Origin of the sequence: Leucobacter iarius, assembly GCF_039530105.1 — a bacterium.
In the GTDB taxonomy this organism is placed as follows: Bacteria; Actinomycetota; Actinomycetes; order Actinomycetales; family Microbacteriaceae; genus Leucobacter; species Leucobacter iarius.
Window position 1 is genome coordinate 1,362,972 of record NZ_BAAAOB010000001.1, and the last position, 21,383, is coordinate 1,384,354.

The 21,383-nt window shown below is 71.4% G+C and carries 17 protein-coding genes; 13 read left to right on the top strand and 4 right to left on the bottom strand.

From position 1 onward, the window contains the following. Positions 1-26 precede the first annotated feature (26 nt). The 8 genes from ABD169_RS06020 to ABD169_RS06055 all read left to right on the top strand — a co-directional run bounded on the left by ABD169_RS06020 (position 27) and on the right by ABD169_RS06055 (position 6,993). Positions 27-941 carry a carbohydrate ABC transporter permease gene (locus ABD169_RS06020; protein WP_344030535.1) on the top strand — a complete coding sequence of 305 codons (915 nt, stop codon included), beginning with the start codon at positions 27-29 and terminating at the stop codon, positions 939-941. After that, the gene (locus tag ABD169_RS06025; protein WP_344030537.1) at positions 938-1,768 is read left to right on the top strand and encodes a carbohydrate ABC transporter permease; all 831 of its coding nucleotides are present in this window, start codon (positions 938-940) and stop codon (positions 1,766-1,768) included. The genes ABD169_RS06020 and ABD169_RS06025 overlap by 4 nt, the downstream gene beginning before the upstream one ends. Positions 1,769-1,787: 19 nt before the next feature. Then, entirely contained in the window at positions 1,788-2,603 is an 816-nt protein-coding gene (locus ABD169_RS06030) for a 6-phosphogluconolactonase (protein ID WP_344030540.1), read from the top strand. Then, on the top strand, positions 2,600-3,346 hold the full coding sequence (locus ABD169_RS06035) for a GntR family transcriptional regulator (protein ID WP_344030542.1): 747 nt from the start codon (positions 2,600-2,602) through the stop codon (positions 3,344-3,346). Before ABD169_RS06030 ends, ABD169_RS06035 begins: the two co-directional genes overlap by 4 nt. Positions 3,347-3,354: 8 nt before the next feature. Further along, positions 3,355-4,284 carry an ROK family protein gene (locus ABD169_RS06040; RefSeq protein ID WP_344030544.1) on the top strand — a complete coding sequence of 310 codons (930 nt, stop codon included), beginning with the start codon at positions 3,355-3,357 and terminating at the stop codon, positions 4,282-4,284. Between the two features lie 59 nt (positions 4,285-4,343). Beyond that, positions 4,344-5,117: an ABC transporter ATP-binding protein gene (locus ABD169_RS06045; protein WP_046456566.1), complete on the top strand. Its 774-nt coding sequence runs from the start codon at positions 4,344-4,346 to the stop codon at positions 5,115-5,117. Next, positions 5,114-6,529: an FtsX-like permease family protein gene (locus tag ABD169_RS06050; protein ID WP_344030547.1), complete on the top strand. Its 1,416-nt coding sequence runs from the start codon at positions 5,114-5,116 to the stop codon at positions 6,527-6,529. Before ABD169_RS06045 ends, ABD169_RS06050 begins: the two co-directional genes overlap by 4 nt. Positions 6,530-6,639: 110 nt before the next feature. Beyond that, a complete protein-coding gene (locus ABD169_RS06055; RefSeq protein WP_344030550.1) occupies positions 6,640-6,993 on the top strand; it encodes a hypothetical protein in 354 nt (117 codons plus the stop codon). A 75-nt stretch (positions 6,994-7,068) separates the two neighbouring features. Here ABD169_RS06055 and ABD169_RS06060 read toward each other — a convergent pair whose 3' ends face one another. Continuing rightward, complete coding sequence (locus ABD169_RS06060) at positions 7,069-8,583, bottom strand: aldehyde dehydrogenase (NADP(+)) (protein ID WP_344030553.1); 1,515 nt, start codon at positions 8,581-8,583, stop codon at positions 7,069-7,071. A gap of 340 nt (positions 8,584-8,923) precedes the next feature. Between ABD169_RS06060 and ABD169_RS06065 the strand changes: the two genes are divergently transcribed. Beyond that, the gene (locus tag ABD169_RS06065; protein WP_344030556.1) at positions 8,924-10,831 is read left to right on the top strand and encodes an FG-GAP repeat domain-containing protein; all 1,908 of its coding nucleotides are present in this window, start codon (positions 8,924-8,926) and stop codon (positions 10,829-10,831) included. A gap of 76 nt (positions 10,832-10,907) precedes the next feature. Here the strand turns inward: ABD169_RS06065 and ABD169_RS06070 are convergent, their stop codons facing one another. After that, positions 10,908-12,671, bottom strand: coding sequence for a bifunctional 3'-5' exonuclease/DNA polymerase (locus ABD169_RS06070; RefSeq protein ID WP_344030559.1), 1,764 nt, complete (start codon positions 12,669-12,671; stop codon positions 10,908-10,910). Between the two features lie 112 nt (positions 12,672-12,783). Next, positions 12,784-13,809, bottom strand: coding sequence for an agmatine deiminase family protein (locus ABD169_RS06075; protein ID WP_046456562.1), 1,026 nt, complete (start codon positions 13,807-13,809; stop codon positions 12,784-12,786). 227 nt (positions 13,810-14,036) lie between these two features. Between ABD169_RS06075 and ABD169_RS06080 the strand changes: the two genes are divergently transcribed. The 4 genes from ABD169_RS06080 to ABD169_RS06095 all read left to right on the top strand — a co-directional run bounded on the left by ABD169_RS06080 (position 14,037) and on the right by ABD169_RS06095 (position 16,902). After that, on the top strand, positions 14,037-15,182 hold the full coding sequence (locus tag ABD169_RS06080; RefSeq protein WP_344030563.1) for an LLM class flavin-dependent oxidoreductase: 1,146 nt from the start codon (positions 14,037-14,039) through the stop codon (positions 15,180-15,182). Beyond that, complete coding sequence (locus tag ABD169_RS06085) at positions 15,179-15,622, top strand: MarR family winged helix-turn-helix transcriptional regulator (RefSeq protein ID WP_344030566.1); 444 nt, start codon at positions 15,179-15,181, stop codon at positions 15,620-15,622. The genes ABD169_RS06080 and ABD169_RS06085 overlap by 4 nt, the downstream gene beginning before the upstream one ends. A 16-nt stretch (positions 15,623-15,638) precedes the next feature. Further along, positions 15,639-16,523, top strand: coding sequence for a CE1759 family FMN reductase (locus tag ABD169_RS06090; RefSeq protein WP_344030569.1), 885 nt, complete (start codon positions 15,639-15,641; stop codon positions 16,521-16,523). Between the two features lie 172 nt (positions 16,524-16,695). Then, positions 16,696-16,902 carry a hypothetical protein gene (locus tag ABD169_RS06095; RefSeq protein WP_046456560.1) on the top strand — a complete coding sequence of 69 codons (207 nt, stop codon included), beginning with the start codon at positions 16,696-16,698 and terminating at the stop codon, positions 16,900-16,902. A gap of 552 nt (positions 16,903-17,454) precedes the next feature. Here ABD169_RS06095 and ABD169_RS06100 read toward each other — a convergent pair. Further along, complete coding sequence (locus ABD169_RS06100) at positions 17,455-21,174, bottom strand: multifunctional oxoglutarate decarboxylase/oxoglutarate dehydrogenase thiamine pyrophosphate-binding subunit/dihydrolipoyllysine-residue succinyltransferase subunit (protein WP_344030573.1); 3,720 nt, start codon at positions 21,172-21,174, stop codon at positions 17,455-17,457. Positions 21,175-21,383 lie beyond the last annotated feature (209 nt).

Here is a 21,383-nt window from a genome sequence, read left to right on the forward strand (position 1 = left end):
GGAACCGGACGCTTGGAGACCACACCATGGCCACACGAACGACCGGAGCCGGGCGGAAGCCCCTCTGGCGGCGGTACGACTGGGACGCCTTCCTCTATCTCGTGCCCGCGCTCATCTTCTACGCAGTGTTCCTGCTCCGTCCGACCCTCGAGTCGGCCTGGATCGCGCTGTTCGACTGGGACGGCATCTCGCCGAGCACCTGGGTCGGTCTCGCGAACTTCCAGTCGGTGCTCACCGATCCGAAGATCGGCGAGGCGCTGCTGCACTCGCTCGTGTTCATCGTGTTCTACGCGCTGTTCCCCGCAGCGCTGGCGCTGCTGGTCGTCGGCATCGTGTCCCGCTTCAGGGTGCGCGGCCTCGCCTTCTACCGGGCGGTGCTCTTCCTGCCCTACATCCTCTCGACGGTCGTGATCGCGATCGCCTGGCGCTGGATCTTCGCCGAGACCGGGCCCCTCAACTCGCTGCTCCGCTCGGTAGGGCTCGGCGGGATCGCACGCAGCTGGCTCGGCGACTTCACGACGGCGTTGCCGTCGGTCGGGATCATCGGCACCTGGGCCATGTTCGGCCTCGCCTTCGTCCTGTTCGTGAGCGGCCTGCAGAACATCCCGACCGAGCTCTACGAGGCGGCGCGCATCGACGGTGCGGGCCCGATCCGCGAGTTCTTCGCGGTCACGCTGCCGGCGCTGCGCGGTGAGATCCAGGTCGCCCTCGTGCTGCTCGTCACCGCCGCGCTGCGCAACTTCGACATCGTCTGGAACACCACCTCGGGCGGACCGGGCACCTCGACCACGGTGCCGTCGTACTTCATCTACCGGGAGGCGTTCACGACGCACCACGTCGGTCGCGCCTCGGCGATCGCGATCGTGCTCACCCTGCTCATCTTCCTGGTGGTCGGAATCGTCATGCGGCTGACCCGGGCCGAGCAGGGAGCGCAACGATGAACGTCCCCGCGCGCGAACGCGTGTTCGGCTACCTGGTGCTCGGCATCGGAGCTTTGCTCGCCCTCTACCCGTTCTTCTCGATCCTCATGCTCGCGCTGACGCCCGCGAAGGAACGGCAGCCGGGGCAACTGATCCCGCCGTCGTTCAGCTTCGAGAACTTCGCGCAGGCGTGGGAGCGCGGCGGTTTCGGCTCGGCCCTCTGGTCGTCGGTGGTCGTCGCGGTCGGCGTCGTCGCCGGGGCGCTCCTCGTCTCGATCCTCGCGGGGTACGCCTTCGCGGTGCTGCGCTTCCCGGGGAAGCCGCTGATCATGGCGGTGCTGCTCGTCGGGCTCATCGTGCCCTATGAGGGCATCATCGTCCCGCTCTACTTCCTGCTCGACGGCATGGGGTTGCTGAACACCTACTGGGCCCTGATCCTGCCGCAGATCGCGACCTCGGTGCCGCTCGGCGTGCTGTGGATGCGCACGGCCTACGGCAACGTGCCGGCCTCGCTGCGCGACGCGGCGAGCATCGACGGCGCCTCGAAGTGGCGCACACTGTGGCAGGTCTACGTGCCGATCTCGCAGTCGGGGATCGCGACGCTCGGCACCCTGCTGTTCCTGTATACCTGGAACGAGTTCCTGATGGCGCTCGTGCTCGTGCCACAGAATCCGGCCGTGCAGACCGCCCCGCTCGCCCTGTCGTTCTTCGCCGGCAGCACCCGGAACTTCGATCCGGGCGTCACCGCGGCGGCGGCGGTCATCGTCGCCCTGCCCATCCTGATCGTCTACGTCTTCTTCCAGCGACGGTTCATCAGCGGCATCGCCGCCGGTGCCGTGAAAGAGTGAACCCATGAGGAGTCCTGTCATGCCGTCTTCCGAGCAGTCCGTCCTCGGACACCCCGTCGTAGTCCACGCCGACGCCGACGCGCTGGGGCGCGCCGTCGCGGCCGCCATCGTCGAGCGCGCGCTCGAGGCCCGCGCCGCGGGCCGTCGCTTCCTCCTCGGCTGCCCCGGCGGGCGCACCCCCGTCACCACCTACGCCGCGCTGGCCGAGCAGCTCGCCGCCCACGACTACGACCTGCGCGAGGTCGTCATCGTGATGATGGACGACTACCTGGAGCCCGCGGGCGACGCCTGGGTGCAGATCTCCGCGGACGCGCACAACTCGTGCCGCCGATTCGCCCGGGAGGACATCCAGGGCGTGCTGACGGCCGCCGCGCAACCGGGCCACGCGCTGCCCGACGAGAACGTGTGGTTCCCGGATCCGGCCGCTCCCGCCGACTACGACGTGCGCATCCGCGAGGCCGGGGGCATCGACTTCTTCATCCTCGCGAGCGGAGCCGGCGACGGGCACGTGGCGTTCAACCCGCCGGGCTCGTCCGTCGATTCCCGCTCGCGGATCGTCGAGCTCGCCGAGCAGACCCGGCGCGACAACCTCGCGACCTTCCCCGAGTTCCCGTCGATCGACGCGGTGCAGACGCACGGTGTCACGGTCGGGATCGCGACCATCGCCGAGCTGTCGAAGGCGGCGGCCATGATCGTGCTCGACGCGGGGAAGCGCGGCGCCTTCGACCGCCTCACCGCGGGGGAGGGCTACGACCCCGAGTGGCCGGCGACCGTCTTCCGGCTGATCCCCGGTGCGGCGCTGCACGCCGACCGCGCCGCGGCGGGAGCGGCATGAGCGCCGAGGAACCGGCGCCGCGCGGGCTCGGCCGCGCCGCCGAGGGAGCCCGCGCGAAGATCCTCGAGCTGATCGAGGCGGGCGTGTACCCGGGCGGCAGCAAGCTGCCGGGAGAGCGGGAGCTCGCGGTCGCCGTCGGAGTGAGTCGGACGGTGCTGCGCGACGCGCTCTCGGTGCTCGCCGACGAGCACCGCATCGAGGCCTCGCCCTGGCGCGGTTGGTTCGTCACGGGAACCCACATGCAGGAGCGGGTCGAGCTGCAGTCGTTCACGAGCATGGCGCTCGAGCGCGGGCTCCGCCCCGGAGCGGTCGTGCTGTCGTCGGCGCTGCGCGATGCAGCGCCCGAAGAGGCACGTCTGCTCCGCCTGGCACCCGGCGAGGAGGTCTTCGAAATGCTCCGCCTCCGTACGCTGAACGACCGCCCGGCCTGCGTCGATCGCACCATCATCCCGACATCGCGGGCCGCGGGGGTCGCCGACATCGATTTCACCGACGCCTCGCTCTACGAGCGGCTCGAAACCGCGTGCGGCATCATCGTCGTGCGCAGCGACTACACCGTGAAGGCCGAGGGGGCGAGCGGCGCGGACTCCGCTCAGCTCGGACTCGCAGAGGGTGCTCCGGTGCTGGTCGGCGAGGAGATCGCGGCCGGGGTCGACGGGGTCCCCATCGCGCTCGGCCGGGTCGTCTACCGCAACGACGCCTACGAGTTCCAGGCCACGCTCTTCCGGCCGGCCTCCGCATGAGTGAGCGGGTGCTCTCCGTCGATGTCGGCGGGACCAAGACGCTCGCCGCCCTCGTCGCGCGCGACGGCCGCATCCTCGCCGAGCGGGAGCAGACGACGAGGACCTCGGCGGGCGACGAGATCGCCCGCGCGCTCGTCTTCGGCTGCGCGATCTCCGGCGTCGTGGCCGAGGCCGCGCACAGCGGTGGTGGCGGCGGTGGCCGCGGAGGGCGGTCGGAACCCCTCGCCATCGTCGCAGGGGTGCCGGAGTACGTGGATCCGGCCGGGCGGGTGACCTCGGACGAGGTGCTGCGATGGGACACGGATCCGAACCGAGTGCTCGTGGACCTCGCTGCGGGTCGTGGTGTCGCCGCCGAACGCACGCGCATCGAGTCCGACGTCCGCCTCGGCGCTCACGGCGAGGGCCGATACGGCGCCGGACGGGGGCTCGCCTCGTTCCTCTACGTCTCCCTCGGCACCGGTCTTTCATCGACGCTCGTGATCGACGGCACCCCCTGGTCGGGCGCTCGCGGGCAGGCCATCGCACTCGGCGAGAAGCTCCTCGAGAGCGGCGAGAACCTCGAGTCCGTGGCCTCGGGCACCGGCGTCGAGCGGAGGTACGCCGAGGCGACCGGCGCGCGGCTGCGCGGCCCCGAGATCGTGCGCAGATCCTACGCCGGGGACCGGGTCGCCGCCGTAGTGCTCGAGTCCGCGGGTGTCGCGCTCGCCGACGCGCTCGCCGACGCGACGGAACTGCTCGACCCGCACGCCATCGTGATCGGAGGGGGACTCGGCGCCGCCGACACCCCGCTCATGGCCGCCGCCGGACTCCGGTACCGCCGCCGCACCGAGCGCCGCGCCGGCGCCGCGGAGATGCTGCGCGCGGAGTGCGGCAAGCGCTCCGCGCTGCTCGGAGGTGCGGCCGTCGCCTGGGACCTCGCGGACGGTACCGTCGGCTGACCCGGGGGGGCACCCAGGGACGACGCGGAGCGCCCGCGTCGATCCGTACCGTCTGAGGTATGGAGACACAGCCAAGCGACCTCGGGCTCATCGCCCGCGTCACTCACCTCAGCAAGCACTACGGTTCGGGCGAGCACCGCGTGGTCGCCCTCGACGACGTCTCGATCGGGATCCGGCGCGGTGAGTTCACCGCGATCATGGGTCCGTCGGGCTCGGGCAAGTCCACTCTCATGCACGTCATGGCCGGCCTCGACACCGCGGACGCCGACGGCGGCGGACGCGTCTGGCTCGGGGATCAGGAGATCACCGGCATGCGCGATGCCGAGCTCACGGTGCTGCGCCGCCGCCGGGTCGGCTTCGTGTTCCAGGCGTTCAACCTGGTGCCGACGCTCGACGCGCAGGACAACATCACGCTCCCGTTCGAGCTCGACGGCCGCCGGCCGACGCGCGAGGAGCGTGAGTGGATCGACAGCATCGTCGACGCGCTCGGACTGCGCGAGCGCCTCACCCACCGCCCGCATCAGCTGTCGGGCGGGCAGCAGCAGCGCGTCGCGATCGCGCGCGCCCTGGCCCGCCGCCCCGACCTGCTGTTCGCCGACGAGCCGACCGGCGCGCTCGACTCGCGCACCAGCCGCGAGGTGCTCGCGCTGCTGCGCGACGCGGCGCACCGTTCGGGTCAGAGCATCGCGATGGTCACGCACGATCCGATCGCGGCGAGCCACGCCGACCGGATCCTGTTCCTCGCCGACGGCCGCATCGTCGACGACCGCGGCCCCATGAGCGCCGAGGACATCTCGCGCACGATGCTCGGCATGGAAGCGGTGGCGCGATGAGCGGGCGCGGCTTCGGCGCTGCCGCCGGAGGGTCGGCGCGCGACCACGGCGCCACGGTCGTCGTGGCGGCGCTCTCGGCGATGTTCGCGGCGACGCTGATCCAGACGGTCGGGATCCTGACCGCGGCGATCGATCCGCGGCTGGTCGAGGAATCGGGCACCATGCGGATGATGCTCTTCATCGTCGCGACCGTGTTCATCCTGATCGCGCTCTACGTCGGGTCGATCGTCACCGCCAACACGTTCTCCACGATCATCGCCGGACGGGCGCGCACGATCGCGCTGCTGCGCCTCGTCGGGGCGAGCTCGCGCCGCGTGCGTTCCCGGGTGGCGTTCGAAGGGCTCATGGTCGGCCTCATCGGCGCGGCCATCGGTCTCGCGGCCTCCTGGCTGCTCTGCACGGTCTTCGTCGCGGTCGCCCCCGAGCAGGGCTGGCTGCCGGCCGGGCACGACTACCCGCTGTTCGATCCGCTCGCGCTCGTCGGCGTCGCCGTCGTCGCGCTCACCACCTGGGTGTCGGCCTGGGTCGGGTCGCGGCGCGTGGGCGCGGTGTCGCCCATCGCGGCGACCGGGGCGTCGGTCGAACTCGATCCCGAGTCGGCCCAGCGCCGCACCGGGCGCACCGTGTTCTCGGTGATCCTGCTCGTGCTCGGCGCGGGCGTGCTGGCGCTCGGCGTGCTGGTCGGCCTGGTGTCGCCGCTCGGGCTGCTCGTCGCGTTCTTCGGCGGGCTCGCCTCCTTCACCGGCATCGCGATCGGCGCCCACTGGATCATGCCGCCGCTGCTCCGTCTCTCGGGCCGGCTGCTCGGGCGCGGGGTCACCGGCCGGCTCGCCGCGGCGAACGCGGTGCGGTTCCCCGAGCGGAGCGCCCGCGCGACGATCGGACTCGTGATCGGCGTGACGCTCGTCACGATGTTCGCGGTCGCGCTGCAGACCTACCAGCAGATGACGATGCAGGTGTTCGACGGCAACCCCGCGATGAAGGAGGCGCTCGAGAGCACCTTCGCCGTCACGATGGCGATCCTCACCGGCCTCGTCGGCTTCTCCGCGGTGATCGCGGCCGTGGGCATGGTGAACACCCTCTCGCTCAGCGTGCTGCAGCGCACCCGCGAGCTGGGCCTGCTGCGGGCGCTCGGCTTCACCGGGCGTCAGGTGCGCAGCACCATCACCGCCGAGAGCGCGCAGATGACCTTCGCCGCGCTCGTGTTCGGGCTGCTGCTCGGAACGTTCTACGGCTGGGTCGCCGCGCAGAGCATGCTCGGGCAGCAGGCGGGGCTCATGCCGCCGTCGATCCCGTGGGGCATGATCGCCGGGGTCGCGGTGTTCGGTGCAGTGCTCGCGATGATCGCCTCGGCCGCACCCGCGCGCCGCGCGATCCGCGTCTCGCCGGTCGCCGCGCTCGCGGTGGATTGAGCGGCCGGATCCGCGGGTCGGGAACCGAGTAGCAGAGTGATCGAGGAAGGGGCTGAACGATGATCGTGCCGCGGCTGCTGCTGGCCTGGAGCGCCGGATACGATGGGGGTATGGAAATCCTCAAGTCGATCCTCGTGGTGCTGCACATCGTCTGCTTCGGCGTGGTCATGGGCGGCGCGCTCGCCCAGCTGCCGGCGGTGCGCGAGGGCCGCGCGAAGATCTCGAACGGGCTGCTGCACGGCTCGCTCGGTCTGCTGGTCACGGGACTGGCGCTCGTCGGCACCATCTACGGTCTCGGCGGCCACCCGAACAACATGAAGATCGGTGTGAAGCTCATCGTGCTGATCGGCCTCATCGTGCTGATCCTCGTGAACCGCAAGAAGGAGAAGATCTCGGGCGGCGTGCTCGGCGCGATCGCGGGCCTCGCGACGCTGAACGTCGCACTCGCGGTGCTCTGGCACTGAGCCCGAGCGCTCCCGCAACGCGGAAGCCCCGCCGCCCCTCGGGACGGCGGGGCTTCCGCGTTGTTCCGGTGCGGATCAGCGCCAGCGGGCGCCCCACTCCTGGGACTCGCCCGCGCCGGTGCGCGCCTGGGGCACGCCGAGCGGGTTGTCGTCGCGCAGCGCCGCGGGCAGGAACGCCTGGGTGACGTTCTGGTAGGCGACCGGGCGCACGAATCGCTGGATCGCGGCCGTGCCCACCGAGGTGCTCGAATCGTTGGAGGTGGCGGGCCACGGTCCGCCGTGCTGCATGGCCGGGGTGACGGCCACGCCGGTCGACCAGCCGTTGAAGAGCACGCGGCCCACCTGCAGGCTCATCGCCTCGACCAGCGCGGCGATCGCCTCGGCGTTCGCGGAGCCCGCGCCCTCGGCCTCGCTCAGATGCAGGGTCGCGGTGAGGTTGCCCTCGAAGAACTCGGGCAGCAGCGCCGCGAGATCGGTGCCCGCGGGGACCTCGACGAGGATCGACAGCGGGCCGAAGGCCTCGTGGACGAGGCGCTCGTGCCCGGCGCGGAAGTCGTCGAGCGAGACGGCGACGATGGTCGGAGTGGCCCAGCCCTGACCGTCCGCGTCGAAGCGGACGCCGCCCTCGACGAGGGGACGGACGCCGGGGGTGCCGAGGATCGTGTCGCGGCGCTCGGCGAAGCTCTTCGCGATGCGCGGGTCGAGCAGGCGGTGCTCGGGGATGCCCTGCGCCGCCGCCGCGATGGGCGCCTCGAGCGCCTCGACGGAGGGGACGAAGACGAAGCCGGGCTTGGTGCAGAGCTGACCGGCGGATCCCGAGACGCTCGTGACGAAGCCGCTCGCGATGTCGTCGCCGCGCTCGGCGATCGCCGCCTCGGTGACGAACACCGGGTTGACGCTGCCGAGCTCGCCGAAGAAGGGAACGGGTGCCGGGCGCGCGGCCGCGATGTCGGCGAGCAGGCGGCCGACGGCGATGGAGCCGGTGAACGCGCCGCCCTTGACGCGGGGATCCTTGAGGATCGCGACGCCGGCTTCGCGGCCGTGCACGAGCTGGAAGGTGCCATCGGGCATGCCGGCGCCGGCGAGCGCCGCGGTGACGACGGCCGCGGTGGCGTCGGAGAGCTCGGGGTGCCCCGAGTGCGCCTTCACGATCAGCGGGCAGCCGGCCGCGAGGATCGCGGCCGAGTCGCCGCCGGCGACGGAGAAGGCGAAGGGGAAGTTCGAGGCCGAGAAGTTGATGATCGGGCCGAGGGGGCGCAGCACGCGGCGCACATCGGGGCGGACGCCGAGGGCGAATGCGCCGTCGGCCTCGTCGATGCGGGCGTCGAGGTGGGCGCCGGTCACCAGCGTGTCGGCGAAGAGGCGCAGCTGGACCGCGGTGCGGGTGACCTCGCCGCTGAGGCGGGCCTCGGTGAGGCCGGTCTCGCGCATCGCGATCGCGACCAGGTCCGCCTTGTTCGCCTCGAGCGCGTCGGCGACCGCGACGATGGCGCGGGCGCGATCCTCGGGCGCGACGGCGGCGTACGCGGGAGCAGCGGTCGCGGCGCGCGCGACGACTGCCTCGAGCTCGGGGGAGAGGGTTTCGGTCATTGCTGGGTTCCTCCACGGGGTCTGATCGACGGCGGCGTCTGGGGGCGGGTTCGGAGCGCAGCACGGGCCGTGCTGTGGCATGTGCAATTGTACTGCGAAGTCCTCGCGCGTGCGCGACTCGGCGCGCCCGCCGCCCAGTCTTCCAGGTTCGACCGGGCTGGAGGGTGGCCGTTCTGACCTGCTCGCCCGCGGGCGGATGTGCATCGTGGGCGAAGCGATGGGCCCCCGATGAGGGTGGGAGCGGCGCCCGGGCCCGTATGATCAGACGATAGTTAGGTTAGGCTAAGTTAATGAACGTCTGATCTTTTGGCTTCGGCCGCACACGTTCGAAAGGTGCACTGTGTCCATCACTCCTCCGTCGAGACGCGGAGCCGGGAGGGCGCTCGGCGCCGTCGCCGCGCTCGCCCTGGCGATCCCCGGGGTCGCGCTGCTCGCGACGCCCGCCCCGGCCACCGCCGCCCCCGCTGCCGACCGCACGGTCCAGGGCCCCACCGGCACGGCCTTCGGTTCGACCGCGTCGCAGGCGCGATGCGATGTCAACGGGGACGGGGTGCCCGATCTCGCCGTCGGCACCTACGCGACCTTCGATACGAGTCCGGGCGCCACGGGCGCCTACGTGCTGCTCGGCGCCGGGGCACAGGCGACCGGCGGTACGTCCCGCGTCGAGGACGAACGCCCCGTGCGGATCATCGACACGGCCCGCAACATGATGGGCGGTGTCGACGTGCGCTGCGCGGGCGACGTGAACGGCGACGGCATCGACGACCTCGTGGTGGTGGCGCAAGCGGTCGGGGCGTTCATCGTCTTTGGATCGCTCGACTTCTCGGAGGTCCGGCTCGATTCGCTCGGCGACCGGGGCCGCACCGTGCTCGGATCGATCACCCGCGGCAACGGCGTCGGCGACATCGACGGGGACGGCCGCGACGAGGTCGCGGTCACCGACACGAGCGGTGTCGTCACGATCCTGCACGCCGAGCAGTTGCCGCCCCAGTCGCGTCTCGCGGATGCGCCGGGCCCCCGGATCTCGGGGAAGGGGATCGACCTGGTCTCGGTGAGCCGAGCGGGCGACATGAACGGGGATGGACGCGAGGACCTCGCCGTCGGCGCCTCCTCGTGGAAGGCCCCCGGCGCGGAGCGCTTCGCGACGGGAGCCGTCTGGGTGATCACGGACTCGAGCGCCGACGTGCGAGTGGGCGCGGACCCGATCCCCGGATTCCGGATCGACGGGCCGCCGCGCGGCTACGACCTGCTCGGAACGGCGACGGTCGGGCTCGGCGATATCGACGGAGACGGGTACGACGACCTGCTCATCGGCGGCGAGTCGGATGAGCCGAAGCCGGGCAGCGCGGTGGTCGTCACCGGCGGTCCCGACGGCGTCGACGTGCGAACCGACCCGCTCGCGACCGACGGACCCGCCGTTCGCGAGGCCGCTCCGCGGAACGATGCGGCAGCCGCGGCAGCCGCGGCAGCCGCGGCTCCGGCGGCGACGACTGCGGCGCCCCGCGCGCGCGGCTGGTGGATCAGCGGCATGGCGTCCGGCGACCACTTCGGGCACGGCGTGGGCGCGGTCCGGATGCAGGGCTGGTCGATGCTGCTCGTCGGCGGCATGGACGGATCGCCCGATCCCGCCCGCGAGGGGTCCGGCTACGCGGTGGCGGTGGATTCCCGCTTCCTCGCGGCCGGCAAGGCGACCGGCGCGAACCGCGTGCTCGAGACCTCCGAGCTGGCGTCGGCGTCGGTTCCCGGAGTCGAACTCATTGCCGGCGAGCGCGCCGGGCAGCGACTCGGCCGCGCCTTCGCGGACCTCACCGGCGACCCCGCGGGGAAGCGGGTCACCTTCGCCGTGGGCGCTCCCGCGATCTTCAGCGACAGCGAGGATCCCGCGGTGCGGATCCTGAGCCTCGACACCGTGGCTCCCGTGAAGCCGGACCCGAAGCCCACGCCGAAGCCCACCGTCACCCCCAAGCCGACGGTGCAGCCGACGCCGACCGGGAAGCCGACCGCGAAACCGACCGGGAAGCCGACGACGGGAACCCCGGGCGGTGCCGGCGCCGGCTCCGACGGCGCGGGTTCCGCAGGCGCCTCCGGTGAGGCGGGCGCGAAGCGGCCGCTCGCCGAGACCGGTGCGGAGTCCCCGTTCGGGCTGGTCTGGGTTGCGGTCGTCGCGACGGGCCTCGGAGTCGTCGGGATCGGAGCCGTCGGGCTGGTCGCGGTGCGCAGGCGTCGCGCGGATCACGAGGAAGGGTGATCCTGCCGCAGGGCGACCTCGCGTGAGCGAGTGAGAAGCGGGGCGCGGCGGTCCGGTGCGAACCGGGCCGCCGCGCTCAGTCCTTGAGCGCGCGCTCCGAGATGCGCAGGTCGAGCCGGAAGTCGACGGGCGCGTCCCCGAAGAGCAGCCGCCCGGCCGCCTGCGCGGATTCTTCGATCGCGCCCGCGACCGCCTCGGCGTGCGCTCGGGGTGCGTGCACGATCACCTCGTCGTGCAGGAAGAAGGCGAGGTGGGGGCGCGCCGAGAACACCGGGCCGGACGCCGCCATAGGAGCCTCGCCGGGCGATGGCTCGAACGCGAAGAGCCGCCGGCGCAGCTCGCCCATCCAGGCGAGCGCCCACTCGGCGGCGGTGCCCTGCACGACGAAGTTGCGGGTGAACCTGCCGAAGTCGCGGGCGATGCGGCGCGCGTGCTCCTCCTCGCGGCGTCCGGCTCCCGGCAGGCTCGCTGCGGCCTGCACGCCCCGCCACTCGTCGCCGGGCGGCGGGGAGCTGCGTCCGAGCCAGGTCGTCACGATGCCGCCCTGCTCGCCGACCGCGGCCGCATCGTCGACCAGCCGCATCGCAGCGGGGAACGCGCGGCGCAACCGGGGGACCAGACGGCCGCTGTCGCCGCTCGTGCCGCCGTACATCGCACCGAGCACGGCGATCTTCGCGTCCTGCCGGGTGGCGACGGCCCCGCTCTCGACGATTCCCGCGTAGAGGTCGCGTCCGGCGCCCGCGGCGGCCATGGCGCGGTCGCCCGACATCGCCGCGAGGACGCGCGGTTCGAGCTGCGACACGTCGGCCGAGACGAGCAGGCAGCCGGGGTCGGCGCGCAGCGCCGGACGCAGCTGGCGCGGGATCTGCAGCGCGCCGCCACCGCTCGATGCCCAGCGACCGGTGACCACGCCGCCCGGCACGTAGACCGGACGGTATCTGCCGTCGCGCACCCACTCGTCGAGCCAGTTCCAGCCGTTCGCCGCGAGCAGGCGCGCGAGCTTCTTGTAGAGAAGGAGCGGCGGGATCGCGGGGTGCTCGTGCTCGGCGAGCTCCCAGCGCGACGTCGAGGACGCCTCGACGCCCGCGGCGCGCAGGGCGCGCAGCAGCTTCGGCGGCGAGTCGAGGCTCGCCGCGGGGTCGCCGAGCGCGGCGCGGACCTCTTCGCCGACGGCGAGGAGCGCCGCCGGCTTCGCGCCGGGAGCCGGCCGGGGACCGAGCGCCTCGCTCAGGATGCGGTCGTGCTCCTCGGCGTCCCAGGGGACCCCGGCCGAGGTCAGCTCGACCGCGATGAGCGCTCCGACCGACTCCGCGGCGAGCAGCAGCGCGATGCGGTTCGGTTCGGCGGCGGAGTCGATGGCGGCCCGCTGCCGGTCGAACTCGGCGAGCGCCTCCGGCAGGGATTCGGGGACCGACGGGCGTCGCACGGACCTGGCCTCGGCCTCGAGCTCGAACAGGGCGGGTGCGAGGGGTGCGCGCGGTTCTTCGGCGGCCTCGGAGGGCACCGCCCACTGCGTCGCCGCGCGAACCGCGGAGCGATCGCCCACGAGCTCCGAGCTGCGCAGGATCTGGTGGCAGAGCCGCAGATCGTGGCATCGCTCGACGCGGACGCCGGCGGAGAGGAGTCCCGGGTAGACCGCGGGGGTGTCGGCCCACACCCACCTGCGCGGCGCCTCGGCCTCGCGGGCCGACACGAACTCGGCGAGCCCGTCCGCCGGAATCGGGATCTCGGGCGAACGCGCACCCTGATCGTCGATCTCGACCGCCGCGAACCCGCCTGCGGCCGCGGATCGCCCGACGACGCACCAGCGGGGCGTCGACGGGGATTCTCGAGGGGGCATGCCGACAACGGTATCCCGCACCACCGACATCGCCGGCGGCCGAAGGCCCGCGCGCACGAGAACGGCCCCGGATCCGCGAGGGATCCGGGGCCGTGCTTCGGGAGGTTCGGACTCAGCCGACCTTGGGCTGCTGCTGCGTGATGCAGTGGATGCCGCCGCCGCGCGCGAACAGCGGACGCGCATCGATCCCGATGATCTCGCGGCCCGGGTACGCTTCGCGCAGGATGCCCTGGGCGCGATCGTCGGCCGGATCCGCGAAGGCGCAGGCCAGCACGGCGCCGTTGATCACGACGTGGTTGATGTAGCTGTAGTCGACGAAGCCCTCTTCGTCGCGCAGCGCCTCGGGCGCGGGGAGGTCGAGGATCTCGAGGCCGGCCGAGGTCTCGGTGTTCCAGCGCTCGGCCACGGCGCGGTTCTCGCGCGCGATGACGTGGTCGGGGTGGCTCTCGGCGTCCTGGCGGTGCATGAGCAGCACCTCGGGGTTCGGGAACACCGCGAGGATGTCGGAGTGGCCGCGGGTGCCGAAGGTGTCGTGGTCGCGGTGCAGGCCGCGGGGGAGCCACAGCGCGCTCTCGGTGCCGATGGTGCGGTTCAGCTCGGCCTCGACCTGCGCCTTGCTCCAGCCCGGGTTGCGTCCCGGATCGAGCTGCACGGTCTCGGTGAGCACGACGCGGCCGGTGCCGTCGACCTGAATGCCGCCGCCCTCGTTGGTCATCTCGGAATCGATCAGCTCGGCGCCCGCGGCCTCGGCGACGATGCGGCCGATGTGCTGATCCTTGTCCCACTGGGCCCAGCTCTGGCCGCCCCAGCCGTTGAAGACGTAGTTGACGGCGCCGAGGCGGCCGTTCTCGCCGAGCACGAAGCTCGGGCCGATGTCGCGCATCCACGCGTCGTTGAGCGGCGCGGTCAGCAGCTCGATCTGCCCCGAGAGGTAGCGGCGGGCGACGGCCTCGTCGCCCGGGTTCACGACGACCGTCACCGGCTGGAACTCGCTCGCGGCGTTCGCCACGGCGGACCAGGTCGTGCGGGCCTCCTCGGCCTCCGCCTCGGTGTCTCCCAGCGTGTAGCCGGTCGTCGGCCAGGCCAGCCAGAGTCGATCCTGCTCGTGCCCCTCGATGGGCATGCGCCAAGCGCTCATCGCACCCTCGTCCTTCATCGTGTCAGTGGTGTGTCGGAACAGTCTACGGGTCACCGGAGCGCTCGTGATCCTCGGCTGCGCCTCTGCCGCAGACCCTGCGGTGCGGCCCGCGCTCGTGCGCAGCGGGCTCTCAGCCGCGCCCCTTGCGAAAATGTATTCAAGTGAATATAGTTGGAGTATCGCAGGCTCCGCAGAACGCGGAGCGAGAGCAGTTGAAGGAGCCCGTCATGGAGTTCGGAGTCTTCTCCGTCGGAGACCTCACCGTCGATCCCACCACCGGCATCATGCCGACCGAGCACGAACGGATCAAGGCGCACGTCGCGATCGCGAAAAAGGTCGAGGAGATCGGCATGGACGTGTTCGCGACCGGCGAGCACCACAACCCTCCGTTCTTCCCCTCGTCGCCCACCACCACGCTCGGCTACATCGCCGCGGTGACCGAGCGGATCACGCTCTCGACCGCGACCACGCTCATCACCACCAACGACCCCGTCAAGATCGCCGAGGACTACGCCACGCTGCAGCACCTCGCAGACGGCCGCGTCGACCTCGTCATGGGCCGCGGCAACACCGGTCCGGTGTACCCCTGGTTCGGCAAGGATATCCGCACCGGGATCCCCCTCGCGATCGAGAACTACGCGCTGCTGCGCCGCCTCTGGACCGAGGACGTGGTCGACTGGGAGGGGCAGTTCCGCACCCCGCTGCGCGACTTCACCTCCACGCCGCGCCCCCTCGACGGCGTGCCTCCGTTCGTCTGGCACGGATCCATCCGCAGCCCCGAGATCGCGCACCAGGCCGCGTTCTACGGTGACGGGTTCTTCGCGAACAACATCTTCTGGCCGAAGGAGCACTACCAGCGGCTCATCGCGATCTACCGCGAGCGCTACGAGCACTACGGGCATGGCAAAGCGCACCAGGCGATCGTCGGGCTCGGCGGGCAGTTCTTCATGCGGAAGAACTCGCAGGACGCGGTGAACGAGTTCCGTCCCTACTTCGACAAGGCCCCCGTCTACGGGCACGGGCCCTCGATGGAGGACTTCATGAACCAGACGCCGCTCATCGTCGGCAGCCCGCAGCAGGTCATTGACCGGACGCTCTCGTTCCGCGAGTGGGCGGGGGACTACCAGCGCCAGCTCTTCCTCATCGACCATGCCGGGCTGCCGCTCAAGACGGTCCTCGAACAGCTCGACCTGTTCGGCGAGCTCGTGCTGCCGGCGCTCCGCGAGGAGTTCGCCAAGGGCCGTCCGGCCGACGTGTCCGAGACCCCGAAGCACGCCACCCGGCTCGAGGCGGCGCGAGCGGCGACGGCCGTGGCCGAGGCGCAGGCCGCCGAGGCTCCGGTGGATCCCGCCCTCGACGAGGACCGCTGGTGAGGGCGGGGAGCTCCGGGGCGGCGGTCGCCGCCTGGGAGGCGCTGTTCGTCGCCCAGTCCACCCTGGCACGCCGGTTCGCCGCGGCACCCGTCTGGCACGGCCGCACCATGCAGGAGTACGACGTGCTCTACCAGCTGAGCAAGCCGGGCGCCGAGCGGCTGCGCCAGTGCGACCTCACCTCGCTGCTGCTCATCTCGCAGCCCTCGCTGAGCCGGCTGATCGATCGGCTCGTGAAGGAGGAGCTCGTGGAGCGCCGTCCCGATCCCGACGACCGGCGCGGCACCATCCTGTCGCTGACCGCCACCGGACTCGAACTGCAGCGCCGCATCGGCGCAGGCCACGCACGCGACGTCGCCGCGGCGATGCGCGAACGACTCACTGCCGACGAGATCGAGACCCTGCGCGGCCTCACCGAACGCCTCGTGGCACCCGAAGAATAGACCGGAGAAAACCATCGTGAACGCCACCCAGCACCTCGCACCGGCAGCGACCCCGCAGCGGGTCCGCCTGGTCGCGGTCTCGGGCGGGCTCGGCAGCCCGTCCAGCTCCCGTCTGCTCGTCGACCGGATCGTCTCGCACGCGCAGCGCTCGCTCGAGGCGCACGGGATCGTGGCCGAGACCGAGGTCGTCGAGCTCCGCGAGCTCGCGGTCGAGATCGCCCACAACCTCGTCACCGGGTTCGCCGAACCCCGGCTGCGCGCAGCGCTCGACGCGGTGCGCTCGGCCGACGGCGTCATCGCGGTCTCACCCGTGTTCAACGCCTCCATCGCCGGGCTCTTCAAGTCCTTCTTCGACCTCATCGAACCCGGGGAGCTGCGCGGGATCCCGGTCGCGATGGGAGCGACGGGCGGCAGCGCCCGGCACTCGCTCGTGATCGAGTTCGCGATGCGGCCGCTCTTCGCCTACCTGCGATCCATCCCCATGCCCACCGGCATCTTCGCGGCCACCGAGGAATGGGGATCGGCCCGGGGCAGCGACGGGATCGACGAGCGGTCGGCGCGCGTCGCCCGCGAACTCGTCGACGCGATCCGGCACCGCCTCTGGGCGGGCGGGGGCGCGCGCTCCTCGGGCGGCGACGCCGTGCTCTCCGCGCTTCCGGTCCGTGGGGGAGGCGACGCGGCCGATGCCGGTGCCGATGCGTCGGCGGCGGCTTCCGCGCCGGGTGACGACTCGACCGCGCGCATGGACGACGACCCGGCGGCAGCCGGTGCCCCGACCATCGCCGCCACGACGGCGGACTTCAGCCGCAGTTCGCTCCAGGACCAGGCCAAGCGCGAGGAGCACGACGCCTTCGCCGACCTGATGTCGAAGTTCGCGGGAACCGAGGTCGGGGACTCCTGACCGGAGGCGTCCCGATCGGGGCGTCTGTGACGCGCGGGTGACGACGCGGTGAACGAGCGGGATCGCCGAGCGGAAGCTTGGCGGTCCCGCGCGCGCGTCGGGTGCGGGCGCGACGAGGATCGCCGAGACTGAGTGCGTTCATCCCGCAGCATCCAGCGCCTCGGAGGCCACCGTGACCCCGCACCGCAGCCGCTTCTCCCGTCGTCACCCGATGATCCTGCCCGCGACCGTGGTCGCGCTGCTCGCCGCCGCGAGCGCCTGCCTGCTGCTCCCCGAATCGACGACCTCATCGGATCCCGCGCTCGGACTGTTCCTCGTCGCGATCCCGGCGTCCGCAGCGGCGGTCGTGCTGGCGATCCGCCCGCGTACCGGGGTCTGAGCCGCCGGACGCGCGCCGAGGCAAAGTTGCCGGGGCTCGGCCGATGGGGCTCGGCCGCCTGATCGGGACCCGGTCCTGTTCCCGATGGCCAGGTGCCCTGTCGAGGGCCGGTTCTTCCCTCGAGGAACGGTGCTGCTGTCGAGGAACGGCCCCGGATCGTGTAGTTCGCCCGTTCCTCGGCACTTGGACCGTTCCTCGGAGACAACGCAGCCCCTCGACGTTGCTTCTCTCCGTCGTTCGGGAACGAATAGAGCGGATCCGCGTTCGTCGCGTTCGTGAAGAAGGACGTCTGCGTCGGCAGGGGCAAGCTCCTCGAGCGTCGGCCCCTTCGCCGAGAAGCAGCATCTCTTGCGAAGAGCGGTGCTGCTGTCGAGGAACGGCCCCGGATCGAGGAGTTCGCCTGTTCCTCGGCACCGAGTCCGTTCTTCGACACCGGGTCCGTTCCTCGACACCGGGCCCGGCCCTCGAGGATCGAGCGGACACGAGCAACGCCCGAAACACGTGAGGGCCCGCGCCGAAGCGCGGGCCCTCACGGTGCGGTGAAGCGGGGGATCAGCTGTCGAAGGTCAGCGCGCGGCTGATCAGCGACTCCTGCTCGACCGCGTGCACCTTGGCGGAACCGGTGGACGGCGCCGCAGAGGCTGCGCGCGAGACCAGGCGGATCTTGTCGTTCGCGAGCTTCTTCGCGAGCTCGAGCGAGATGAACGGCCATGCGCCCTGGTTCTCGGGCTCGTCCTGCACCCACACGAGCTCGGCGCCCGGGTACCCGGAGAGCACCGAGGTGAGCTCGGCGGTCGGCATCGGGTAGAACTGCTCGATGCGCACCACGGCGACGCGGGGATCGGGGTTCTTGTCGAGCGCCGCGCGCAGGTCGTAGTAGGTCTTGCCCGAGACCAGGATCACCCGGCGCACCTGGCTCTTGCTCTCGAGCTTCGGATCGTCGATGACGGGCTGGAACGCTCCGGTCGTGAACTCCTCGACGCTCGAGGTCGCGCCGCGCAGACGCAGCATCGACTTCGGGGTGAAGACGATGAGCGGCTTGCGGGGGCGTGCGTACGCCTGGCGGCGCAGCAGGTGGAAGTAGTTCGCGGGCGTCGAGGGGCGGGCGACCGTCATGTTGTCCTCGGCGCACAGCTGCAGGTAGCGCTCGATGCGGGCCGACGAGTGGTCGGGGCCCTGGCCCTCGTAGCCGTGCGGCAGGAGCATGACCACCGAGGAGCGCTGGCCCCACTTCTGCTCGGCCGCCGCGATGTACTCGTCGATCACGGCCTGCGCGGTGTTCGCGAAGTCGCCGAACTGCGCCTCCCACAGCACGAGGGCGTCCTCGCGCTGCAGCGAGTAGCCGTACTCGTAGGCGAGCGCCGCGTACTCGGAGAGCAGCGAGTCGTAGATCCAGAAGCGGGCCTGATCCTCCGACAGATTGAGCAGCGGGAGCCATTCCTGGCCGTTCGCGCGGTCGTGGAAGACGGCGTGGCGCTGCGCGAAGGTGCCGCGGCGGGCATCCTGGCCGGCGAAGCGCACCGCGGTGCCCTCCATCAGTAGGGAGCCGAGTGCGAGCAGCTCGCCGAAGCCCCAGTCGATGCCGCCCTCACGGCTCATCTGCACGCGCTTGTTGAGGAGCTGCTGCAGCTTCTGGTGCACGGTGAAGCCCTCGGGCTTGTTCGCGTGCGCGTCGCCGATGCGCTCGACCACGGCGCGGCTGACCGCGGTCTCGACGGCGGTCGTCGCGGTCTCGGCGCTCGGCGGGGTCCCGACGCCGCTCTGGTCGATCACGGGGATCGAGCCGGTCTGCGCGGCGTGCGTCTCCATGAACGCCCGCTCGAGGCGGTCCTGGAAGTCCAGCTTCGACTTCTCGTACTCCTCTTCGGTGATGTCGCCGCGACCGACGAGCGCGCCGGTGTACAGGCGACGGGTCGAGCGCTTCGCCTCGATGAGGTCGGTCATGAGCGGCTGGGTCATCGAGGGGTCGTCGCCCTCGTTGTGACCGCGGCGGCGGTAGCAGACGAGGTCGATGATGACGTCGATGTGGAACCGCTGACGGAACTCGTAGGCGAGCTTCGCGACGCGGACGACCGACTCGGGGTCGTCGCCGTTCACGTGGAAGATGGGCACCTGGATCGTCTTGCCCACGTCGGTCGAGTAGATGCCGGTGCGCGAGTCGCGGGGGAGGGTCGTGAAGCCGACCTGGTTGTTGATCACGATGTGGATCGTGCCGCCCGTGCGGTAGCCGCGCAGCTGCGACATCTGCAGGGTCTCGTACACGACGCCCTGTCCGGCCATCGCCGCGTCGCCGTGGATGAGGATCGGCAGCGTGGTGAACGAGCCGATCGGCTTCAGATCCTGCTTGGCGCGGACGATGCCCTCGAGCACGCCGTCGACGGTCTCGAGGTGCGAGGGGTTCGCGGCGAGGTGGATCGGCACCTGGGTGCCGTTCGGTGCGGTGAAGACGCCGGAGGTGCCGAGGTGGTACTTCACGTCGCCCGAGCCGGCCTTCTGCATCTGCGCGCCCTCGAACTCGCGGAAGATCTGACCGTAGGTCTTGCCCGCGATGTTGGAGAGCACGTTGAGGCGGCCGCGGTGCGCCATGCCGATGTCGACGCTGTCGACGCCGTCCTCGGCCGCGTCGATGAGCATGGCGTCGAGGAACGGGATCACGGACTCGCCGCCCTCGAGGCTGAACCGCTTCTGCCCGACGTACTTGGTCTGGAGGAACGTCTCGAAGGCCTCGGCCTCGTTCAGCTTGTCGAGGATGCGCAGCTGCTCGTCGTGGCTGGGCTTCTCGTAGGGGACCTCGACCTTGCCCCGGATCCAGAGCCGCTGCTCGGGATCCTGGATGTGCATGTACTCGATGCCGATCTTGCGGCAGTAGGAGTCGCGGAGCACGCCGAGGATGTCGCGGAGCAGCATGGTGCGCTTGCCGCCGATGCCGCCGGTGACGAACTCGCGGTCGAGATCCCAGAAGGTGAGTCCGTGGTTCTCGATCTCGAGGTCGGGGTGCGTGCGCTGCACGTACTCGAGGGGATCGACGTCGGCCATGAGGTGGCCGCGCACGCGGAAGGAGTTGATGAGCTCCTGCACGCGGGCGGACTTGTCGATGGCGCCCGAGATGTCGACGTGGATGTCGGAGGCCCACTGCACCGGCTTGTAGGGGATGCGGAGCGCGGCGAAGATCTCCTCGTAGAAGTCGTGCCCGCCGGTGAGGCGCTCGTGCACGATCTTGAGGAACTGGCCCGATCCCGCGCCCTGGATGACGCGGTGGTCGTAGGTGCTGGTCAGGGTGATGGTCTTCGAGATGCCGAGACGGGTCAGCACCTCTTCGGAGGCGCCCTGGAACTCGGCCGGGTACTCGAGCGCGCCGGCGCCGATGATCGCGCCCTGGCCCTGCATGAGGCGGGGGACCGAGTGCACGGTGCCGATGCCGCCGGGGTTGGTCAGCGAGATCGTGGTGCCCTGGAAGTCGGCGGCGCCGAGTTTGTTGTCGCGGGCGCGCTTCACCAGGTCCTCGTAGGCGACGAGGTAGTCGTTGAAGTCGAGGGTCTCGGCGCGCTTGATCGAGGGGACGAGCAGCGAGCGGGTGCCGTCGGGCTTCGGGATGTCGATCGCGATGCCGAGGCCGATGTGCGCGGGCACCACGATGGACGGCTTGCCGTCGACGTCGGCGTAGGCCACGTTCTGGCTGGGGAAGTCCTTGAGGGTCTGGATCAGCGCCCAGCCGATGAGGTGCGTGAACGACACCTTGCCGCCGCGGCTGCGGCGGAGGTGGTTGTTGATCACGATGCGGTTGTCGATGAGGAGCTTCGCCGGGATCGTTCGCACGCTCGTCGCGGTCGGGATCGTGAGGCTCTGGTCCATGTTCTTGGACAGCGTGCGCGCCATGCCGCGGAGCGGGGTGACGGCGTCCTCGTCGACCGGGATCACGCCCGTGATGGGCGTCGTGCGGGGGGCCTCCGCCGGGATCGGGGCGGAGCGCGGTGCGACGTTGGTGGTGCGCGCGGGTTGGGTGCCCGTCGAGGCGGCGGGGCTCGTGGCCGCGGCTGCGGGAGCCGGGGGTGGCGTCACCGCCTGCGCGGCGGGGGCTGCGGTCTGCGGGGGAGCGGCGGCTCCCGGAGCGCTGTCTCCTGCGGCGAAGCGCTGGAGGATCGGCCACCAGGAGCGGTCCACCGAGTTGGGGTCGGCGCTGTACTGCTTGTACAGCTCCTCGACCAGCCAGGCGTTCGCACCGAAATCTCCTGCGGGGTTACCGTTCTCGGTAACCGGAGTCCGCTCAGCCAAACCGAATTCCTCTCGTTTTCTGTAGCGCGCGCGGGAAGGCCCGCAAGCGCCTCGCATCGATGGGGGCGCTCACCCGAATACCCTACGCCTATTCCCTGGGCGCCGTGGATCCGTCCGCGGTGCGCGGACAGGCGTTCATCCGGTATCCCGGACACCTGTCGGTCGAGAAGGTCCCCCTGCTAGGATGAGCGCAAATGGACGCCCCAGCC

Excerpts from the sequence above, each read along its gene's own strand:
- ABD169_RS06055 (WP_344030550.1), top strand. The coding sequence starts at position 6,640 with ATGGAAATCCTCAAGTCGATCCTCGTGGTGCTGCACATCGTCTGCTTC.
- ABD169_RS06070 (WP_344030559.1), bottom strand. The coding sequence starts at position 12,671 with ATGCCCCCTCGAGAATCCCCGTCGACGCCCCGCTGGTGCGTCGTCGGG.
- ABD169_RS06080 (WP_344030563.1), top strand. The coding sequence starts at position 14,037 with ATGGAGTTCGGAGTCTTCTCCGTCGGAGACCTCACCGTCGATCCCACC.
- ABD169_RS06020 (WP_344030535.1), top strand. The coding sequence starts at position 27 with ATGGCCACACGAACGACCGGAGCCGGGCGGAAGCCCCTCTGGCGGCGG.
- ABD169_RS06025 (WP_344030537.1), top strand. The coding sequence starts at position 938 with ATGAACGTCCCCGCGCGCGAACGCGTGTTCGGCTACCTGGTGCTCGGC.
- ABD169_RS06050 (WP_344030547.1), top strand. The coding sequence starts at position 5,114 with ATGAGCGGGCGCGGCTTCGGCGCTGCCGCCGGAGGGTCGGCGCGCGAC.
- ABD169_RS06035 (WP_344030542.1), top strand. The coding sequence starts at position 2,600 with ATGAGCGCCGAGGAACCGGCGCCGCGCGGGCTCGGCCGCGCCGCCGAG.
- ABD169_RS06030 (WP_344030540.1), top strand. The coding sequence starts at position 1,788 with ATGCCGTCTTCCGAGCAGTCCGTCCTCGGACACCCCGTCGTAGTCCAC.
- ABD169_RS06045 (WP_046456566.1), top strand. The coding sequence starts at position 4,344 with ATGGAGACACAGCCAAGCGACCTCGGGCTCATCGCCCGCGTCACTCAC.
- ABD169_RS06060 (WP_344030553.1), bottom strand. The coding sequence starts at position 8,583 with ATGACCGAAACCCTCTCCCCCGAGCTCGAGGCAGTCGTCGCGCGCGCC.
- ABD169_RS06075 (WP_046456562.1), bottom strand. The coding sequence starts at position 13,809 with ATGAGCGCTTGGCGCATGCCCATCGAGGGGCACGAGCAGGATCGACTC.